This window comes from Streptomyces sp. NPDC000594 (genome assembly GCF_040299965.1).
Taxonomy (GTDB): Bacteria; Actinomycetota; Actinomycetes; order Streptomycetales; family Streptomycetaceae; genus Streptomyces.
The window spans coordinates 100,689-118,514 of the sequence record NZ_JBEPCY010000006.1 but is presented as its reverse complement, the minus strand read 5'-3'; the positions used below and the strand labels follow the sequence as shown (position 1 = coordinate 118,514).

The 17,826-nt window shown below is 72.6% G+C and carries 12 protein-coding genes; 6 read left to right on the top strand and 6 right to left on the bottom strand.

From position 1 onward, the window contains the following. Positions 1–137: 137 nt before the first annotated feature. On the top strand, positions 138–1,697 hold the full coding sequence (locus ABT354_RS11790; RefSeq protein ID WP_351492208.1) for an APC family permease: 1,560 nt from the start codon (positions 138–140) through the stop codon (positions 1,695–1,697). 53 nt (positions 1,698–1,750) lie between these two features. Here the strand turns inward: ABT354_RS11790 and ABT354_RS11785 are convergent, their stop codons facing one another. Beyond that, the gene (locus ABT354_RS11785) at positions 1,751–3,430 is read right to left on the bottom strand and encodes a CehA/McbA family metallohydrolase (RefSeq protein WP_351492612.1); all 1,680 of its coding nucleotides are present in this window, start codon (positions 3,428–3,430) and stop codon (positions 1,751–1,753) included. Positions 3,431–3,602: 172 nt separating this feature from the next. On the opposite strand from ABT354_RS11785, the gene ABT354_RS11780 reads away from it, so the two are divergent. Then, positions 3,603–4,430: a TIGR03619 family F420-dependent LLM class oxidoreductase gene (locus ABT354_RS11780; protein WP_351492206.1), complete on the top strand. Its 828-nt coding sequence runs from the start codon at positions 3,603–3,605 to the stop codon at positions 4,428–4,430. 23 nt (positions 4,431–4,453) lie between these two features. Here the strand turns inward: ABT354_RS11780 and ABT354_RS11775 are convergent, their stop codons facing one another. The 4 genes from ABT354_RS11775 to ABT354_RS11760 form a co-directional block, all read right to left on the bottom strand. After that, the gene (locus tag ABT354_RS11775) at positions 4,454–5,482 is read right to left on the bottom strand and encodes an ArsR/SmtB family transcription factor (RefSeq protein WP_351492204.1); all 1,029 of its coding nucleotides are present in this window, start codon (positions 5,480–5,482) and stop codon (positions 4,454–4,456) included. Positions 5,483–5,592: 110 nt separating this feature from the next. Beyond that, positions 5,593–6,972: an FG-GAP and VCBS repeat-containing protein gene (locus ABT354_RS11770; protein ID WP_351492202.1), complete on the bottom strand. Its 1,380-nt coding sequence runs from the start codon at positions 6,970–6,972 to the stop codon at positions 5,593–5,595. A 328-nt stretch (positions 6,973–7,300) separates the two neighbouring features. Further along, on the bottom strand, positions 7,301–7,534 hold the full coding sequence (locus ABT354_RS11765; RefSeq protein ID WP_351492200.1) for a hypothetical protein: 234 nt from the start codon (positions 7,532–7,534) through the stop codon (positions 7,301–7,303). Positions 7,535–7,595: 61 nt separating this feature from the next. After that, on the bottom strand, positions 7,596–8,429 hold the full coding sequence (locus tag ABT354_RS11760; RefSeq protein ID WP_351492198.1) for an alpha/beta fold hydrolase: 834 nt from the start codon (positions 8,427–8,429) through the stop codon (positions 7,596–7,598). 52 nt (positions 8,430–8,481) lie between these two features. Here ABT354_RS11760 and ABT354_RS11755 point away from each other — a divergent pair, with 52 nt between their 5' ends. From ABT354_RS11755 to ABT354_RS11740, 4 genes are all read left to right on the top strand, one after another. Beyond that, positions 8,482–11,064 (top strand): bifunctional FO biosynthesis protein CofGH, encoded by a 2,583-nt coding sequence (locus tag ABT354_RS11755; protein ID WP_351492196.1) that lies wholly within the window; start codon positions 8,482–8,484, stop codon positions 11,062–11,064. Positions 11,065–11,234: 170 nt separating this feature from the next. Next, positions 11,235–11,804, top strand: coding sequence for a hypothetical protein (locus ABT354_RS11750; RefSeq protein ID WP_351492194.1), 570 nt, complete (start codon positions 11,235–11,237; stop codon positions 11,802–11,804). Positions 11,805–11,940: 136 nt separating this feature from the next. Next, positions 11,941–13,068 carry an ADP-ribosylglycohydrolase family protein gene (locus tag ABT354_RS11745; RefSeq protein WP_351492192.1) on the top strand — a complete coding sequence of 376 codons (1,128 nt, stop codon included), beginning with the start codon at positions 11,941–11,943 and terminating at the stop codon, positions 13,066–13,068. A 264-nt stretch (positions 13,069–13,332) separates the two neighbouring features. Then, positions 13,333–16,011 carry an NACHT domain-containing protein gene (locus ABT354_RS11740; RefSeq protein WP_351492190.1) on the top strand — a complete coding sequence of 893 codons (2,679 nt, stop codon included), beginning with the start codon at positions 13,333–13,335 and terminating at the stop codon, positions 16,009–16,011. On the opposite strand, the gene ABT354_RS11735 is transcribed toward ABT354_RS11740, so the two are convergent. Then, a complete protein-coding gene (locus ABT354_RS11735) occupies positions 15,902–17,491 on the bottom strand; it encodes a sodium:solute symporter family protein (protein WP_351492188.1) in 1,590 nt (529 codons plus the stop codon). The two genes, ABT354_RS11740 and ABT354_RS11735, sit on opposite strands and share 110 nt — an antisense overlap. Positions 17,492–17,826: the final 335 nt, after the last annotated feature.

The window sequence follows — 17,826 nt, the reverse complement described above, 5'->3', positions numbered from 1 at the left end:
CTCGCAAGGCGCGCACCGCTCCGCTTCCCGAACTTTCAAGCGCAGGTGATATTGCCGTAACGCCCGCTGAATCCAAGGTGAACCATCCGGACGGTGGGCTTCCGGATGTGGAAACCGCAGCGTTTAACGTCCTGTTCATGACTCAGCTGGACGCACGGCCCCTGGCCGGAGACGGAGCAGGGGGCACCCCGGGCGGCACCCGGGGCGTGCGCGAGAAGGGGCTCGGCGGGAACTCCGTCGGGCTCACCGGCAGCGCCGTCATCGGTATCTCCACCGTCGCCCCCGTCTACTGTCTGACCTCCACGCTCGGCTCCACCGCCGGTGAGGTCGGACTCCAGATGCCGGCCGTCTTCCTGGCGGGCTTTCTGCCGATGCTGCTGGTGGCGTTCGCCTATCGCGAGCTGAACCGCGCCATGCCGGACTGCGGCACCTCCTTCACCTGGACGGTCAAGGCGTTCGGCCCCCGCCTCGGCTGGATGTGCGGCTGGGGCCTGGTGATCGCCACGATCATCGTCCTGTCCAATCTCGCCGGAGTCGCCACCTCCTTCTTCTGGCTGCTGGCGGGGGAGATCACCGGCAGTGACTCCATCGCCGCGCTGGACGACAACAAGGCCGTCCATATCGGCACCGTGCTGGTCCTCATCGCCGCCGCCACCGCCATCAGCTACCGGGGCATGACCGCCACCAAGGGCGTCCAGTACGCCCTGGTCGGCCTTCAGCTGCTGGTCCTCGGCCTCTTCGTGGCGCTGGCCCTCGGCAAGGCCGGGGAGTTCGAGACCTCGCTCTCCTTCTCGGCCGAGTGGCTGAACCCGTTCGCCGTCCAGTCCTTCGCCGCCTTCACGGCGGGGCTCTCCCTCTCGATCTTCATGTACTGGGGCTGGGACGCCTGTCTCACCGCCAATGAGGAGACCACCGGCAGCGACCGCACCCCCGGCCGGGCCGCCCTGATCGCCATGGTCGTCCTGGTCGGCTCCTATCTGGCCACCGGCGTCGCCGCGCAGATGGCCGTGGGCTCCGGCGAGAAGGGCCTCGGCCTCGCCAACCCGGACACCTCGGACAATGTCTTCGCCGCCCTCGCGGGCCCGGTCATGGGCCCCGGCCTCGGCATCCTGCTCTTCGTCGCGGTCCTGGCCTCCGCCGCCGCCAGCCTTCAGACCACCTTCATCCCGGTCGCCCGCACGGTGCTGGCGATGTCCACGTACGAGGCCCTGCCGCCCTCCTACGCCCGGGTCCACCCGCGCTTCCGGACCCCCGGCCGGGCCACCGTCGTCGCGGGCCTGGCGACCGGCGCGTTCTACACCGTGATGACCCTCGTCAGCGAGAACGTCCTGATCGACACGATCTACGCACTCGGCCTGATGATCTGCTTCTACTACTCGCTGACCGCCTTCGCCTGCGCCTGGTACTTCCGCCGCGAGCTGCTGCGCTCCGGCCGTGACCTGGTCTTCAAGGGGATCTTCCCGGTCGTGGGCGGGCTGCTGCTCGCGGCGGTCTTCGGCAAGACGCTGTACGACATGTGGGACCCGGCGTACGGCAGCGGCTCGGCCGTCCTCGGCGTCGGCTCGGTCTTCGTGATCGGTGTCGGACTCCTGCTGGTCGGTGTGGTGATCATGCTGGTGATGGGGCGCCGGAGCCCGGCCTTCTTCCGGGGCGAGGTGCTCACCCGGGAGACGCCCTCGCTGGTCGTCCGCGACTGACCCCGCGCGGCCCGCGCCCCGGGTGCCTCAGGGCTCCCGGCGCCCCGGGAGGCTCACCCGTCCCCGTCCCGGCCCCCTTCCCCGTACCCCAGGAAGACCGGATTGGTGAAGGCCGCCATCCGCCCCGGCACCCCCGCCACGGTCACCGGATGGCGGACCTCCGCCCGGACATAGGTTGCGTACCGGGGCGTCGTCTCCCACCGCATCACCGCCGAGCCGCTCTCCCCGACCGGTGCCGAGGTGTGCAGCACCCCCTGATCGGTGACGAACCGGACCGAGCACCCCGGGGTGCCCGCTGTCTCCAGCCGTACCGTCACCGGGGTCTCCCCGGACACCCGCAGCCGCTCCCCGATGCCCGCGCTCCGCCCCCGGCCCCCCGTGACCGTGAGGCCGAGCGTCACCGCCGACGACTCCACGACATAGCTGTGGCCCCGGCGCAGCCCCTCCAGCACCGCCGCACGGGTCAGCCCCTCGGCGAGCACCACGGTCTGCGGGGTGCCCACCGGATCCGGGTGGCGGTGGGCGTCGCTGCTGCCCATCGCGGGCGTCCACCGGCCCCGCGCCAGCGCCGCGTCCCACGCCTGGAGGGACACCTCGTCCTCCGTCGACCAGGAGCCGTTCCACACCTCCACCGCGTCCGCCTCGCCCATCCCGAACTTCCATGCGCAGCCGATGCAGCTGGCGTGCGGATGGGCCGGGACCACCAGCCCGCCCGCGCGGCGGATCTCCCGGGCGAACCGTCCGAAGCGGTTCTCCCGGGCCCGGTAGCGCCAGTCCACGAAGGTGCCCGGGTCGGTGCCCACCGCGACGACATGGCCGTTACGGGTGGTGATCTCCTCCCCGGTGAGGATCAGCAGATCGTCGCCCGCGTGCTCCGCCCAGTGCGGATGCGCCGCGTGGGTGTTGTGCTCGGAGCTGTTGATGAAGTCCAGACCCGCCGCGCGGGCCAGCGCCGCGATCTCCCCCGGGGTGCGCCGCCCGTCGGAGAACCATGAGTGCAGATGGCAGTCGCCTCGGTACCAGGCCCGCCCCCGGCCCCGCGCCCGCTCCGGCGGATACCGGGGCGAGGACACCGGCTCCCCGGGCCCGTACCGCAGTGCCACCGTCACCTCGTACGCCAGCCCCTGCGGCGCCACCGTGTAGGGGCCCAGCACGAGGTGCCAGGTCCCCGGCGGTATCGGCCCCGGCAGATAGCCGGGGGTCGCGTCGTCGGAGCGGAGGAAGAACTCCGAGCGGGCCCCGCCCGACCAGCCCCGGAAGCCCGCGCCGCCGAGTGCGGTGCCCCGGGGGTCGAAGATGCCGATGTCCAGCGCGTTGCCCGGGGTCCCGGCGGGCACCACCGGACGGTCGTAGGTGTACGAGACACGCAGCTCCGACACGCCCGGCGGCAGCTCCACGGGGAGATAGACATAGTCCGGGGCGCCGGGCGGGAGCACCCCGCGCACCACCTCATGGCGGTCGGGCGGGTCCTCCGGGGCGGGGGGCGCGGCGGAAAACCTCACACCGTTCAACGTAACCGCGGCGCCCGCCCCCGTCGCGAGCAGCCGCCGCCGCCCGAGGACCCCGGCCACCAGCTCCCCGGTCCCTGTGCCTGTCCCTGTTCCTGCGCTTGTCCCCTTCCCCGGTTCCGTTCCCGCGCCACCCTCCACCCCGCCCCCGTCCCCGTGTCCATCTCCGTCCCCGTCCCTGTGCCCGTTTCCGTACCGCTCCGTGCTCCCCGGCCACTCGCGCATGCAGATCAGCTCCTCAGGCTGTTCGCGGGCGTTGAAACTCTGGTACTGATCCGTGAACGGCGACGCAAGGGACATACCCCGCCGGATGGCGGACGGATGACGTCCGCCTCCCGGCGCCCACCCCGCCGGGCCCCGCGCCCGGCCCCGAGCGACCACGGAGGTCCGTACCGCCATGCGCATCGCGACCACGATCTTTCTCACCGACGAGACCATCGCCCCGGTGCGGCTGGCCCGGGAGCTGGAGGCCCGTGGCTTCGCCGGGCTCTGGCTGCCGGAGCACAGCCATATCCCGGTGGAACGGGCCACCCCCGCCCCGATGGGCGGTGAACTGCCCCGCGAGTACGGCAGAACGCTCGACCCCTTCGTCGCCCTCGCCCAGGCGGCTGCGGTCACCGAACGCCTCGCACTCGCCACCGGGATCACCCTCATCGCCCAGCACGACCCCATCGATCTCGCCAAGCGGATCGCCACCCTCGACCATCTCTCCGGCGGCCGCTTCACCTTCGGCGTCGGACACGGCTGGAACCGCGAGGAGGCCGAGGACCACGGCGTCGACTGGGCATCCCGCCGGGCGCTCGCGGAGGACCGGCTCGCCCTGATGCGGGCGCTGTGGAGCGCCGAACCCACCGCGTACGAGGGGGAGTACGGGTCGGTACGGGCCTCCCAGGCCCACCCCAAGCCCCACGGCGGCGCCCCGAGGATCCTGCTGGGCGGGGGAGCCGGGCCGGGGCTCTTCGGCCGGGTGGCGCGCTGCGCCGACGGCTGGCTGCCCATCGGGGGCGGCGGGCTCACCGAGTCCCTGCCGAGGCTGCGCGCCATCTGGGAGGAGGCGGGACGGGACCCCAAGGCGCTCCAGGTGGTGCCGTTCTCGGTCCTCCCCACCGCCGGAAAGCTGGCGCACTACGCCGATCTGGGCATCGAGGAGGTCGTGGTGCAGCTGCCCGCCGCCGGCGACCTCGATGTGCTGCGCACCCTCGACGAGTACGCCCGGTATCTGTAGCCGCGCGGATTCCGGGGCCCTGGTCACCGGGTGCCGACCAGGGCCTCCCCGACGCCCGTCCGCGCGTACAGCACCACCCGTCCGGTCCGGTGCGCGCTCACCAGCCCGGCCGCCCGCAGGGCGGTCAGATGCTGGGACACGCCCCCGGCGGAGACCCCGATCCGCCGGGCCAGATCGGTGGTGCTGGCCGGCTGGACCAGCTCGGCGAGGAGCCGGGCCCGGGTCCGCCCCAGCACCCCCGCCAGCGCGTCGGAGCAGGGCTCGGGGGCCCCGCCCCACAGGGTGCCGATGCCGCGCGGCGGATACCGCAGCGTCGGCTGACCGCCCGTACCGCCCGGATGGGAGCAGATCCCCGGCCCGGTGAAGGCCGACGGGACCAGCAGCAGGCCCCGCCCGCCGCCGTCGACACCGGTTCCGGCGGCGGCGCACCGGACGAGCCGGAGCCGCCCCGACTCCCAGGTGATCTGCGGGCCGAAGTCGTCGAAGAGTCGCCGCGCCCCGCCCTCGGCGAGCCGGACCGCCCGGTCCAGGATGTCCCCCTCGAAGAGGGCCAGCATCCGGGGCCAGAAGGGGGCGAGCGCCACCTCCCAGTACGCGGCGATCAGTTCGGCGAGGCGGGCCGAGTCCGGGCCCGGACGGGCCGCCCGCAGCGTGGCCAGCTCCACGGCGATCGAGGGTCTGGGGGTACGTGGCGCGGGGAAGGGGAAGTCGGGAAAGCCGGACACCCCGGGTGCTCCGGAGACCCCGGGTGTGCCAGGAGTGCCGGACACCCCGGGTGCGTCGGGTGCGCCGGGAACCGCGGGGAATCCGGGGAAGCAGTCCTGGCCGACCAGCCGGGTCAGCGGGGTGAGATCGAGCCGGGCCGCCGTGAGCAACGGCCGTACCCGGTCCGCCCAGTGCCGGCTTCCGCCGTCACCGCCACTGTTCCCGAGCGCCCGGACGCTGGCCACCACCTCCCCCAGGGGGGAGACGGCGAACCGCGTTCCGGCCATGTCCTCCGCCGTGAACTCGATCTCGACGGTGCCACCTTGGGCACGTCCCACTTGCACCATTCAGACGAGACTAAATCACGACGGCCGTGTATGGGCCGTTCGGGCGTGTCCTGGCCGTGTCCCGGGCCCGGTCCCGGCCCCTGCCCCCGCCCCGGTCCCGGTGCCGGAGGTCACTCGGAGTGGCCCGCGTGCAGCGGGACCTCGCGGGCCCCGGCGGCGCCGATGCCGTGCGCTCCGCCCTGGAGCAGCAGGTTCTTCTTCAGATGACCGCTCATCAGCAGATCGGCGTCACCGTCGTGGTCGAAGTCGCGCAGCCGTACATACGCGCCCATGCTCTCGTTCTTCGCCGGCGCCCCGGGCACCGAGGCCGTGGCCCGGGTGAACCACCGCGACCCGGCGCCGGTGAGGCCCTTGCCGCCGCCGCGCAGGATGTGCGTACCACCCGCGATCGTCGCACCGGACACCTTCTCCCAGGGAGCGCCGACGGCGAGATCGGGGTAGCCGTCGCGGTTGGTGTCCCCGGCCGAGACGGCCACGCCGAAGCCCTCGTTCGGGTTGCTCCTGGTGGCGACACCGGTGGTGTCCTGGGTGATGCGGTACGGGGCGCCGGGCCCGTTCGCCGTGCCGGGCAGTACGGCGACCGCGCCCCGGCCGTCCCGGTGCATGAAGTCGCCGATGGCGAGGTCGCCATGGCCGTTCCGGTCGAAGTCCGCGACGACGGCATCGGCCCGGCCGTAGGACTCCTGGGAGTTGAAGACGACGGTCCGGCCGGGCCTGAGGGTGGTGCCGCCGCGAATGAACCAGGCGGCGGCCAGCTCGCCCCGGTCCCGGTCGAAGCCGGAGCCGAGGAGGTACAGATCGTCGGCGCGGTCCCCGTCGATCCGTCCGGCGACCACGGTCCCGTTGTGGTCGAGTGTCGGATGTCCGGCGATCGGGATGCTCTTGATCGGGCCGCCCGTGCCGCCGGGGCGGAAACCGCCGTGGTGGACGAGAAGCTCGGCCGATCCGGTGGCCGCGAGATCGGGCCGGCCGTCGGCGTCGAAGTCCCCGGTGGCCAGGGAGAAGCCGAAGCCGCCCTGGGTGGTCCTGTTCGGCAGCACGGTGGCCCGGGAGCCCAGTCCGGCGGCGGACCCCCACACGATCATGACCATGCCGGGCCGTTCCCGGCCGACCTTCTCGTAGAAGTCGCCCACCGCGAGATCGGCGTAACCATCCTGGTCGAAGTCGGCGGCGGCGAGGTCAGCCCCGAAGAACTCGTCCGTCGCGGTGACCGTGCCGGGGATGCCCGGACTGTCCTGGGTGAAGCTCTTCCTTCTGCCGTCGGTGCCCCGGGCGGTGCCGTGGACGACGGTGACCCGCCCGTCGAGGGCGGTGGCGTGGTCGCGGTGGCCGTCCCCGTCGAAGTCGTCGGCGGCGACGGCGGGCGCGTTTCCGTTCGCGGGCGCGGTGGCGGTGGCGTCGTCCCCGGCGGAGGCCCCGGTCAGCCCGCCCGCGAGCGCCAGGGCGAGGACGGTCGCGGCCCCGGTGGTGAGGCTTGTGCGCATGGACATCCAGATCCTCCTGCGGTGGGCGGCACCCCTTGCGACGCCGCGGCCGGTGCGATCCCTCCTCTGACGGAGCACCACCCCGCGAGGTTCACCCCACCCCCTCATCACCCCGTGATCACCCGCCGCCCCCTGGGCGAAGTCCGGGGGAGTTCGAGGACGTGCCTCGGCCCCGGGTGGACGTCGGGTGGGAGGTGAAATCCAGCCCGTTGGGGGTCCCCCCGGACGAAGTCTGGGGGAGATTGAGGACGGACCTCGGCCCCGAGTCACCTCGGGCGCACGTCGGGGCCGGATCACAAGGCCCTCGTTCTCACGCGGCGGGCCGCAGGTGCGATCAGCTCGCGCTCATGCCCCGCTCGGGCCACCGCCCCGTCTCGACATACAACGCGTTGATCCGGCGCGACGACTTGAGGAACTCGTAATCCACCTTCCCGTCCGACGGCCGCGCCCGGCGACTGTGGACGTCCATCACCAGCCGCCGCCTCTCCTCCCGCCCGTCGAAGCCGAAGAGATACTCCACGGACTCCTCCGACTCGGAGACCTTACGGAAATGGACCAGGGACGCCATGGCCGGTCTCCTTCCAGGATCGCGCCGGCGGAACCGGCGGTGGAGCGTTACCGGCGGGCCGTCAGGACCCCGCTCCGGCCAGGAAGTCTGCCATCACCGGGCCCATCGCCACCGCCAATTCCCGGGCCGTCCGGATACCGGACGGGAGCGGGACCGGGTGGCACCGTCCCCGGGGCAGCGCCGCCGCCATCCGCTCGGCCAGGGCCGTGGGATGGCGGACATCGGCCCCGGGCACGATCAGGACCGGCGCGGTGATGCCCGCGAGCGAGTCGACGGAGCGGAACGCCCGGTCGCGCCCGATCGCGCAGAAGGCCGCCAGGCTCCCCGCGTCGGCGCGCGGGACCGCCTCCCGGACGAGATTCCCGATCAGCGGATGGAGCCGCGGAAGCACCGGCTCCCACCCCGCCGCGACGCCGCCCGCGCGGACCCTCGCCGCGAACTCCTCGAAGAAGACCCGCTCCGCCTCCTTCGCCGCGTCGTCCTCGATGTCCTCGGGGCTGATGGCGGCCACCGCCCGGACCCGCGCGGGGTGCTCCAGCGCCGTCCGCAGGGCGATGGTGGAACCCAGTCCCGTACCGGCGAGCACCGCCCGTTCCACTTCCAGCCGGTCCAGCAGCGCCACGACATCGGCGGCATACCGGGACCAGGTGTGGTGTTCCTCATGGGCGCAGACCGAGCGGCCGAAGCCCCGGATGTCGGGGAGCACCACCGTGCGGCCCGCGCCGAGCCGGCCGGCCAGCGGCAGCAGGCTGTGGTGGTCGGGGCCCCCGCCGTGCAGCAGGACGACGGCCGGGCCCGCGCCCCCGCTCCACGCACGGGGAACACACGGGTCGCAGGGGGTTGGGACGGACCGGATTTCATCCAGCCGCAACACTGGGGTGATGGGGTTGTCCACAGGCTGATTCTGCCCCGCCCCACCGCTCCGATCAGTACGTATGCTCGGTTCCATGACGGACCACGTACCCGCGCCCCCGACCGAGAACGCCATGCGCCGCGCCCTGAAGCGGGCCAGGGACGGCGTCGCCCTCGATGTCACCGAGGCGACGGTGCTGCTCCAGGCACGCGGAAGCGATCTGGAGGATCTGTGTCGGTCCGCCGCGCGGGTGCGGGACGCCGGGCTCGAAGCGGCGGGGCGCCCCGGGGTCATCACGTACTCGAAGAGCGTCTTCATCCCGCTCACCCGGCTCTGCCGGGACAAGTGCCACTACTGCACCTTCGCCACCGTCCCCGGCAAGCTGCGCCGCGCCGGCCACGGGATGTTCATGTCGCCGGACGAGGTGCTGGCCATCGCCCGCCGGGGCGCCGAGATGGGCTGCAAGGAGGCCCTGATCACGCTGGGGGACAAGCCGGAGGACCGCTGGCCCGAGGCCCGTGAGTGGCTGGAGGCCGAGGGGTACGACGACACCATCGCCTATGTGCGGGCGATGGCGATCCGCATCCTGGAGGAGACCGGGCTGCTGCCCCATCTCAACCCCGGCGTCATGAGCTGGACCGACTTCCAGCGGCTCAAGCCGGTCGCCCCGTCCATGGGGATGATGCTGGAGACCACCGCCACCCGGCTGTGGAGCGAGCCCGGCGGCCCCCACTACGGCTCCCCGGACAAGGAACCCGCCGTGCGGCTGCGGGTCCTGGAGGACGCCGGGCGCAGCTCCGTCCCCTTCACCAGCGGTCTGCTCATCGGCATCGGCGAGACCTATGAGGAGCGCGCCGACGCGCTGTTCGCGCTCCGCCGGGTCTCCCGCGCCTACCACGGTGTCCAGGAGCTGATCCTCCAGAACTTCCGCGCCAAGCCGGACACCGCGATGCGCGGCATGCCCGACGCGGAGCTGGACGAGCTGGTGGCCACCGTCGCCGTGGCCCGGCATCTGATGGGCCCCTCCGGCTGCCTCCAGGCGCCGCCCAATCTGGTGGACGCGGAGTACGCGCGGCTGATCGGCGCGGGCATCGACGACTGGGGCGGGGTCTCCCCGCTCACCCCCGACCATGTGAACCCGGAGCGGCCCTGGCCGCAGATCGAGGAGCTGGCGGCGCACTCGGCCGCCGCCGGGTTCCGGCTGGCCGAGCGGCTCTGTGTCTATCCGGAGTTCATCCAGCGCGGCGAGCCCTGGCTGGACCCCCGGCTGCTGCCGCATGTGCGGGCGCTGGCCGATCCGGCCACCGGTCTCGCCGATCCCGGGGCGCTCCCCGCCGGGCTGCCCTGGCAGGAGCCGGACGAGGGGTTCGGTGCGTCCGGGCGTACCGATCTGCACCGCACCATCGACACCGAGGGCCGCACCGGCGACCGGCGGGCCGACTTCGACGCGGTGTACGGGGACTGGGAGGCGCTGCGGGAGGCGGCGGCCCCCGGGATGGTGCCGCAGCGCATCGACACCGATGTGCGCCAGGCGCTGTCGACCGCCGCCGACGACCCGACCCGGCTCACCGACGACGAGGCGCTGGCGCTGCTGCACGCCGACGGCCCGGCGCTGGACGCGCTCACCCGGATCGCGGACGAGCTGCGCCGCTCGGTGGTGGGCGACGACATCACCTATGTGGTCACCCGGAACATCAACTTCACCAATGTCTGCTACACCGGCTGCCGTTTCTGCGCCTTCGCCCAGCGGCGTACGGACGCCGACGCGTACACCCTCTCCCTGGACCAGGTCGCCGACCGGGCCGAGCAGGCGTGGGAGGTGGGCGCGGTCGAGGTGTGCATGCAGGGCGGTATCCATCCCGATCTCCCCGGCACGGCGTACTTCGACATCGCCCGCGCGGTCAAGGCGCGCGTCCCCGGGATGCATGTGCACGCCTTCTCCCCGATGGAGGTGGTCAACGGCGCCTCCCGCACCGGGCTGTCCATCGAGGAGTGGCTGACGGCGGCGAAGGAGGCGGGGCTCGACTCGGTCCCCGGCACCGCCGCCGAGATCCTGGACGACGAGGTCCGCTGGGTGCTCACCAAGGGGAAGCTGCCGGCCGCCACCTGGATCGAGGTGATCTCCACCGCGCACCGGCTGGGTCTGCGCTCCTCGTCCACGATGATGTACGGGCATGTGGACCAGCCCCGGCACTGGCTCGGGCATCTCCGGACGCTCGCCCGGATCCAGCAGGAGACGGGTGGTTTCACCGAGTTCGTCACCCTGCCGTTCATCCACACCAACGCCCCGGTGTATCTCGCGGGCATCGCCCGGCCGGGCCCGACCGACCGGGACAACCGGGCGGTGACGGCGATGGCCCGGCTGCTGCTCCACCCGCATATCACCAATATCCAGACAAGCTGGGTGAAGCTGGGTGCGGAGGGTGCGGCGGAGATGCTCCGTTCCGGCGCGAACGACCTGGGCGGGACGCTGATGGAGGAGACCATCTCCCGGATGGCGGGATCCCGGTACGGCTCGTACCGCTCGATCAAGGATCTGGTCGCCATCGCCGAGCTGGCCGGGCGCCCGGCGAAGCCGAGGACCACGCTCTACGGCGAGGTGCCCGAGGAGCGGATCCGGACCGCCCACGCCTCGGACGGACAGCTTCCGGAGCTGTTGCCCCTGGTGACGGAGTGAGCGGGCACCCCGGCCGGGCCCGGTGATCCGGCCGGGGCGGGTACCCGTATCCGTATCCGTGCCGTCCGGCCCCGGAGGCGATCCGGGGCCCGGACGGACAGACCGATAAGCTGCCTGCCGGACGGCCCCCGCCCGGGGGCGGGAGAGCGCGCTGAGGAGACATACCCCCGATGGCCCGTCAGATCTCGTCCGCGGCTCTGGTGACCGGGCTCACCTCCGCGGCGCTCGTCGGAGTCCTGCTGCTCGCGGTCCAGGCGGGCCAGAACGCCCCGGAGAACGCGGCGGTCCGCAAGCCCGCCCCCAGCGGCGAAGCCACCGGCGACCCCGCCGGGAAGGGCAAGCGCCCGGACGGCCCCCCGGCCGTCCCGAAGGACTCCGGCACCGGCAAGCGGGTGGTGTACTCCCTCGGCCAGGACCGGGTCTGGCTGGTGGACCACCAGTCCAAGCCGATCGCCACCTTCACCGTCTGGCCCGGCAATGTGGAACCGGCCCTCGGCACCCACCGGGTCACCGACCGCACCCCGTCCATCACCGGCAACGACGGCGTCTCCGTGGAGAACATCGTCTACTTCTCCGGCTCCAAGGAAGGGCTGCCCATCGCCTTCTCCGCAGCCGTGGACGGTTCGTCCCCCAAGCCCGTACCCGGAAAGCAGACCGGCGCGATACGGGTCCGTACCGCCGACGGCGACCGGATCTGGGACTTCACCGTCGTCGGCAGCGAGATAGTCGTCGTGCGCTGACCACCACTGACCACCGGCCCCGGTCCCGGCCGCCGCTGTTCGATTACAGTGCTGCCCCGGCCGGACGGTCCCGGAGGGCTCGGCACCGCGGTCCGCACCGGCCACACCAGCTACCACGTCCAGGGAGGGGCGCACGGTGAGCACAGCAGCGACGGCCGTCTGGGGGCGCACCGAACAACAGGACTTCCGGGCCCGGGTACGCGGCGCCCTCCTCGGAGCCGCGCTCGGCGACGCGCTCGGGGCGGGGATCGACCCGCTGCCGCTGGCGGCGATCGAGCAGGCGCACGGCCCCGCCGGGGTCACCGACCTCACCCCCGCCCATGGCCGCCGGGGTGCCGTCACCGCCGTCACCCAGCTCACCCTCTTCACCGTCGACGGCCTGATCCGCGCCCAGGTCCGCCGGGACACCGGCGCCTGGCACCCGCCCACCGATGTGCACCGCGCCTATCTCCGCTGGGCGGCCACCCAGCGCGACTGGGGCCCCGACGAGCGCCGTGAGGACAACGGCTGGCTCGCCCGCGAGGAGTGGCTCTACAGCCGCCGGGACGCCCCCCGCGCCAGCCTGCTGGGGCTCGGCGACGACACCATGGGCACGCTGGACAGGCCCAAGAACCCCACGGCCCGCGACGGCGGCGCCCTCGCCCGCTCCGCCCCCTTCGGGCTGCTCGTCGGCTGGGAGCCGCAGCTGGTGTGCCAGCTTGCCCTGGAATGCGCCGCGCAGACCCATGGCCACCCCACCGCCTGTCTCTCGGCGGGTGCCCTCGCCGTCATCGTCCATGGCCTCGCCCGGGGCGAGACCCTGGAGACCGGCGTCCAGCGGGCCCTCGCCCTGGTGGGCACCCGCCCCGGCCACCAGCCGGTCACCGACGGCCTGACCGCCGCGCTCGCAGCGGTACGCGAAGGGGTGCCGGGCCCGGAGCGGATCACCGCGCTCCGGGCCATGAGCGGCGACGGCCGCCATGCCGAGGACGACCTCGCCGTCGCCGTCTACGCCGCCCTCGTCAGCGAGGACGTCCGCCATGGCCTCCGCCTCGCCGTCAACCACGACGGCCCGTCCGCCATCACCGGCGCCCTCACCGGCGCCCTCCTCGGCGCCCTCCACGGTGAGACCGCCCTCCCCCCGGCCTGGCTCTGCGAACTGGAGGGCCGCCCCACCCTCCTCGCCCTCGCCGACGACTTCGCCATCGAAATGACCCAGGGCCCCGCCCTCCACACCCCCACCACCGCAACCCCCGCCTGGCTCACCCGCTACCCCCGAGCCTGACCCTCCCGAAACTCAGCACCTTCCGAAAACCCAGCCCCTCCGGCAAATTCAGCCCCTCCGGCGATTGAGGAGCGGGGTTCGGGGCTGGCCCCGACGTCTGCCCGAGCAGACTCGGTGCCGAGGTCCGTCCTCAATCTCCCCCAGACTTCGTCCGGGGGGACCCCCAACCGGCTGAAAGTGAGCGACTCGGGGCGTCGGGCGCGGGCCCGACAGAGTTATCCACAGGCTCCCGCAGGGTCAAGGCATCGCGCCTACGATCGCCGCATGGATGCCACCACCCTCACCCTCCGCCTCGCGTCCACCCTCGCCGCCCCCCTCATCCGCAAGCTCTTCCTCCCCCCTTCCGACGGCGCCCACCTCGTCGACCGCCCCGTCCGCATCTCCGGCCTCGTCTCCTTCCGAGGCGAGCACCGCCCCCTCGGCGCCCCCGAGCTGGCCCGCCTCGCCGCCGAGCTGGTGGACCGCGCCGCCGAGGCGTACGGCCCGCACGAGGCCCCCGCCGAAGCCACCCGCCGGGAGCTGGCCGACGCCCTCACCATCGCCCTCCACAGCCTCGGCGACCTCGACATGGACGATGTCCAGGCCGTCCGCCTCGGCCCCGAGGCGTTCACCGCCCGCCTCGCCCGCCCCGCGCATCTCTCCGCCGCCGCCGAGCCGTACTACACCCCCCTGCTGCACACCGCCGGGCTGCACATCCTCAACCACTTCACCCAGCGGTCCTCCTTCGTCCCCCGGACCCTCACCGAACAGACCCGCACCCTCGAACGCCTCGTCACCCTCACCGATCTGCTGCTGGAGCGCGTCCCCTCCCGGCTCGCCGAGGACGCCCGCTTCGAGGCCCGGTACACCGAGCACATCGCCCGAAGACACAGCGAGCTGACGATCCACGGGCTCGATCTGCACCAGGCCCGCGAGTGGCGGCTCGACACCGCCTATGTCTCCCTGGAGGCCATGGACAGCGGCTCGGTCCCGCTCCCCGCCGACCGCGCCCTCCGCGGCCACGACCGGGTCCTGCTGCGCGGCGGCGCGGGCTCCGGCAAGACCACCCTCGTCCAGTGGCTCGCCGTGACCGCCGCCCGCCAGCGGTACGAGGAGTTCGGCGACCACCTCCACCACCTCGTCGGCCGGATCCCCTTCGTCCTGCCCCTGCGCCGGGTCCTGCGGGACGGCGCCCCGCCCACCCCCGACGGCTTTCTGCACGCCGTCCGCAGCGCCGTCGCCGGTGCCCAGCCACCCGGCTGGGCGGACCGCGTCCTCACCGCGGGCAGGGCCCTGGTCCTGGTCGACGGGGTGGACGAGATCCCGGACCGCGACCGCCGGACCGTCCGCCGCTGGCTGCGCGAGCTGATCGGCGACTTCCCCGGCAATCTCTGGCTGGTCACCGCCCGCCCCTCCGCCGTCGAGGGGGACTGGCTCGCCGCCGAGGGCTTCACCGAGCTGAGCCTCGCCACCCTCTCCCATGACGACGTGAGCCGCTTCGTCCACCGCTGGCACACCGCCGCCGACGCCGCCCCCGAGCTGGCCGACGCCCTGCTCACCGCCGTGCGGACCAGCACCGACCTGGGCCGTCTCGCCGTCAACCCCCTCATGTGCGGACTGCTCTGCGCCCTCCACCGGGAGCGGCACGGCTTCCTCCCGCACAGCCGCAAGGAGCTGTACGAGGCCGGGCTGCGGATGCTGCTGGAGCGCCGGGACCTGGAGCGCGGTGTCGCCGACGCGCTGCGCCTCTCGTACGAGACCCAGGTCCTGCTGCTCCAGAAGCTCGCCCACTGGATGATCCGCAACGACACCGCCGAGATGGACCGTGCCGACGCCGAGGCCCAGCTCGCCCGCGCGCTGGAGTACATGCCCCATGTCGGCGCCCCCGCCGGCCGGGTGCTGAGCCATCTGCTGGAGCGCTCGGGGCTGCTGCGGGAGCCCGCCGAGGGCCGGGTCGACTTCGTGCACCGCACCTTCCAGGACTATCTGGGCGCGAAGGCCCTGGTCGAGGAGGGCGACTTCCCGCTGCTGCTCGCCCATGCCGGCCGCGACCAGTGGGAGGACGTGGTGCGGATGGCGGTGGCGCTGGGCCGCCCGGCCGAGCGGGAGCGGATCCTGCGCGGGCTGGTCGCGGAGCTGGGCCCGGTGGAGCCCGTCGACTATGTCCGGCACGACCCGGAGTTCACCGGCAGTCTGCGCCGTGCGCTGCTGGCCCTCGCCTCGCTGGAGCAGGCCACGGAGATCGCGCCGGGCGTCCGGGAGCAGGTCGTCGGGGTGACCCGGGGCCTGCTCCCCCCGAAGAGCGCGAAGGCGGGCCGGGTCCTCGCCCAGTGCGGCGGCCCGCTGGTCCTCGGACTGCTCCCCGGGCCCGAGGGGCTCACCGACGAGCAGGCGGAGTGGACGGCGGCGACGGCCGCCATCATCGGGACGGATGCCGCACTGCCGGTGCTCGCCCGCTTCCGCGACCACCCCGCGCTCACCGTCCGCAGCCAGCTGGTGTGGTCCTGGCACCGGTTCGACCGCGCGCGGTACGCCCGGGAGATCATCGCCCATCTCCACCCCGACCGGCTCTATTTCACCGCCGTGGACGAGGCGGATCTGCGGGCGCTGCGGGAGCTGGGCGGCCGGGAGCGGATCCATCTGCCCCTGTCCATACCGACCCGCTCCCTGACCGGGCACCTGGACCGGGAGCGGACCACCCATCTCTGGCTCGACGGCTGGCTGCCCGCCGAATGGGAGTGGCTCGGCGCCCTTCCCCGGCTCCGCGCGCTCCTGCTCAACACGGAGGAGGCCCGGGCGGCGGTGGCTCCTCTGCTGCCGCCCGGCCTCACGATCCAGGTCCCGGTCGGCCGGCTCAGCGCTCCTTTGGCCGCTCCACCCGCTTCCGCTTCCGCTGCGGGGGGACCGCCGGAGCCACGGGAGCCGGAGCCGCCGCGCCGTCCCCGCCGTCCCCGTCCGAGTTGATCCGGTCGATCAGCGCGTCCCGCTCCGGGGTGTCCTCCGGCCGGATGAGCCCGAGGAGGATGAAGAGCACCAGCGAGATCGCCAGGGGTACGGAGACCTGGTACTGGAGGGCGACATCGGTGCGCTGGCTGCCGTCCAGCTCATAGTTGACCAGGAAGAAGGCGATCAGCCCCAGGCCCCAGCTGGTGAGCGCCGCCGTCGGGCCCGACCGGCGGAAGGTGCGGAGCATCCCCAGCATGAACGGAATGGCGATCGGTCCCATCAGACCGGCGACCCATTTGATGACGACGGTGATGATGTCCTTGAAGGTCGGCGAGTTGACCTGGGTGGCCACCGCCATGGAGAGGGCGAGGAAGGCGATGGTGGACCAGCGGGCCGCCAGCAGGGCCGCGCCGTCGCTCCAGCCGCGTGCCTTCCGGGAGAGCACCGGGGCGATGTCCCGGGTGAAGACGGCGGCGATGGCGTTGGCGTCGGAGGAGCACATGGCCATGGTGTGGGAGAAGAAGCCCACGATGACCAGACCGAGCAGACCGTGCGGCAGGAGTTGTTCGGTCATCAGGGCGTAGCTGTCGGAGGCGTCCGGTTTCTCCGATGTCACCAGCAGCGGCGCGCACCACATGGGGAAGAAGAGGACCAGGGGCCAGACGAACCAGAGCAGTGCGGAGAGCCGTGCCGAGCGGGTGGCCTCCCGGGCGTTGGGGGTGGCCATGTACCGCTGGGCCTGGTTCCACATCCCGCCGTTGTATTCGAAGGTCTTGATGAAGAGGAAGGCGAGGAGGAAGGTCACGGTGTAGGGACCGGCGGTGGGCTCGGCATGGCCCTGGAGTTCCGGTTCGTCCCAGACGGTCCACAGCGTGGAGAAGCCGTCCAGTTCGTTCATGACGGCGAAGAGCATCGCGAGCCCGGCCAGCAACTGGATGATGAACTGGCCGAGTTCGGTGAGGGCATCGGCCCAGAGGCCGCCGATGGTGCAGTAGATACCGGTGATCACACCGGTGATCAGGATGCCCTGGTTGAGCGAGATCCCGGTGAAGACGGAGAGCAGGGTGGCGATGGCCGCCCATTTGGCCCCGACGTCCACGATCTTCAGCAGCAGCCCCGACCAGGCCAGTGCCTGCTGGGTCTTGAGGTTGTACCGGTTCTTCAGATACTCCAGCGGGGAGGCCACATGGAGCCGTGAGCGGAGCCGGTTCAGCCGGGGGGCGAAGAGTTTGGAGCCGATGAAGATCCCGATGGCGATGGGGAGGGACCAGGTGACGAAGGAGGTGACCCCGTAGGTGTAGGCGATGCCCGCGTACCCGGTGAACATCACCGCGCTGTAGCCGGACATATGGTGCGAAATGCCCGACAGCCACCAGGGCATCTTGCCGCCGGCGGTGAAGAAGTCGCTGACGTTGTCCACGCGTTTGTGCGACCAGAGACCGATCGCGACCATCACACCGAAGTAGCCGATGAGCACGGTCCAGTCGAGACTGTTCATCTGCCCCCTCCTGGGGTCCGCCTTGTGAACGACCGGCAGTGCACTCCGTCAGACGTCAGCGTGGCGGTGCCCCCGTGCGGGATGGGGACGTGCCGGGATTGAACTCCTTCCGGCAGGGGCGGGTCAAGAGGATGTCGGTCAAGTATGTGAACAAGGATCAGAAAGCAGAACGATTTTGCTTCTTCTTGACCCACGGGGTTGTTGTCCCTTCCCCGCCGGGGCACCCACGATGAGCGGGCACTTCGTCAGGCGGACAGGACAGGCGGACAGGCGGGACGGCGGTGGGCCAGCGGGTGGAGCGGCGGGCGGGACCGGAAGACGGGACCGGAGGGGGG

What these genes read in the sequence shown, in the direction of transcription:
- ABT354_RS11790 (WP_351492208.1), top strand. Translation starts at nt 138, where the DNA reads ATGACTCAGCTGGACGCACGGCCCCTGGCCGGAGACGGAGCAGGGGGC.
- ABT354_RS11785 (WP_351492612.1), bottom strand. Translation starts at nt 3,430, where the DNA reads ATGCGCGAGTGGCCGGGGAGCACGGAGCGGTACGGAAACGGGCACAGG.
- ABT354_RS11780 (WP_351492206.1), top strand. Translation starts at nt 3,603, where the DNA reads ATGCGCATCGCGACCACGATCTTTCTCACCGACGAGACCATCGCCCCG.
- ABT354_RS11775 (WP_351492204.1), bottom strand. Translation starts at nt 5,482, where the DNA reads ATGGTGCAAGTGGGACGTGCCCAAGGTGGCACCGTCGAGATCGAGTTC.
- ABT354_RS11770 (WP_351492202.1), bottom strand. Translation starts at nt 6,972, where the DNA reads ATGTCCATGCGCACAAGCCTCACCACCGGGGCCGCGACCGTCCTCGCC.
- ABT354_RS11765 (WP_351492200.1), bottom strand. Translation starts at nt 7,534, where the DNA reads ATGGCGTCCCTGGTCCATTTCCGTAAGGTCTCCGAGTCGGAGGAGTCC.
- ABT354_RS11755 (WP_351492196.1), top strand. Translation starts at nt 8,482, where the DNA reads ATGACGGACCACGTACCCGCGCCCCCGACCGAGAACGCCATGCGCCGC.
- ABT354_RS11750 (WP_351492194.1), top strand. Translation starts at nt 11,235, where the DNA reads ATGGCCCGTCAGATCTCGTCCGCGGCTCTGGTGACCGGGCTCACCTCC.
- ABT354_RS11740 (WP_351492190.1), top strand. Translation starts at nt 13,333, where the DNA reads ATGGATGCCACCACCCTCACCCTCCGCCTCGCGTCCACCCTCGCCGCC.
- ABT354_RS11735 (WP_351492188.1), bottom strand. Translation starts at nt 17,491, where the DNA reads ATGAACAGTCTCGACTGGACCGTGCTCATCGGCTACTTCGGTGTGATG.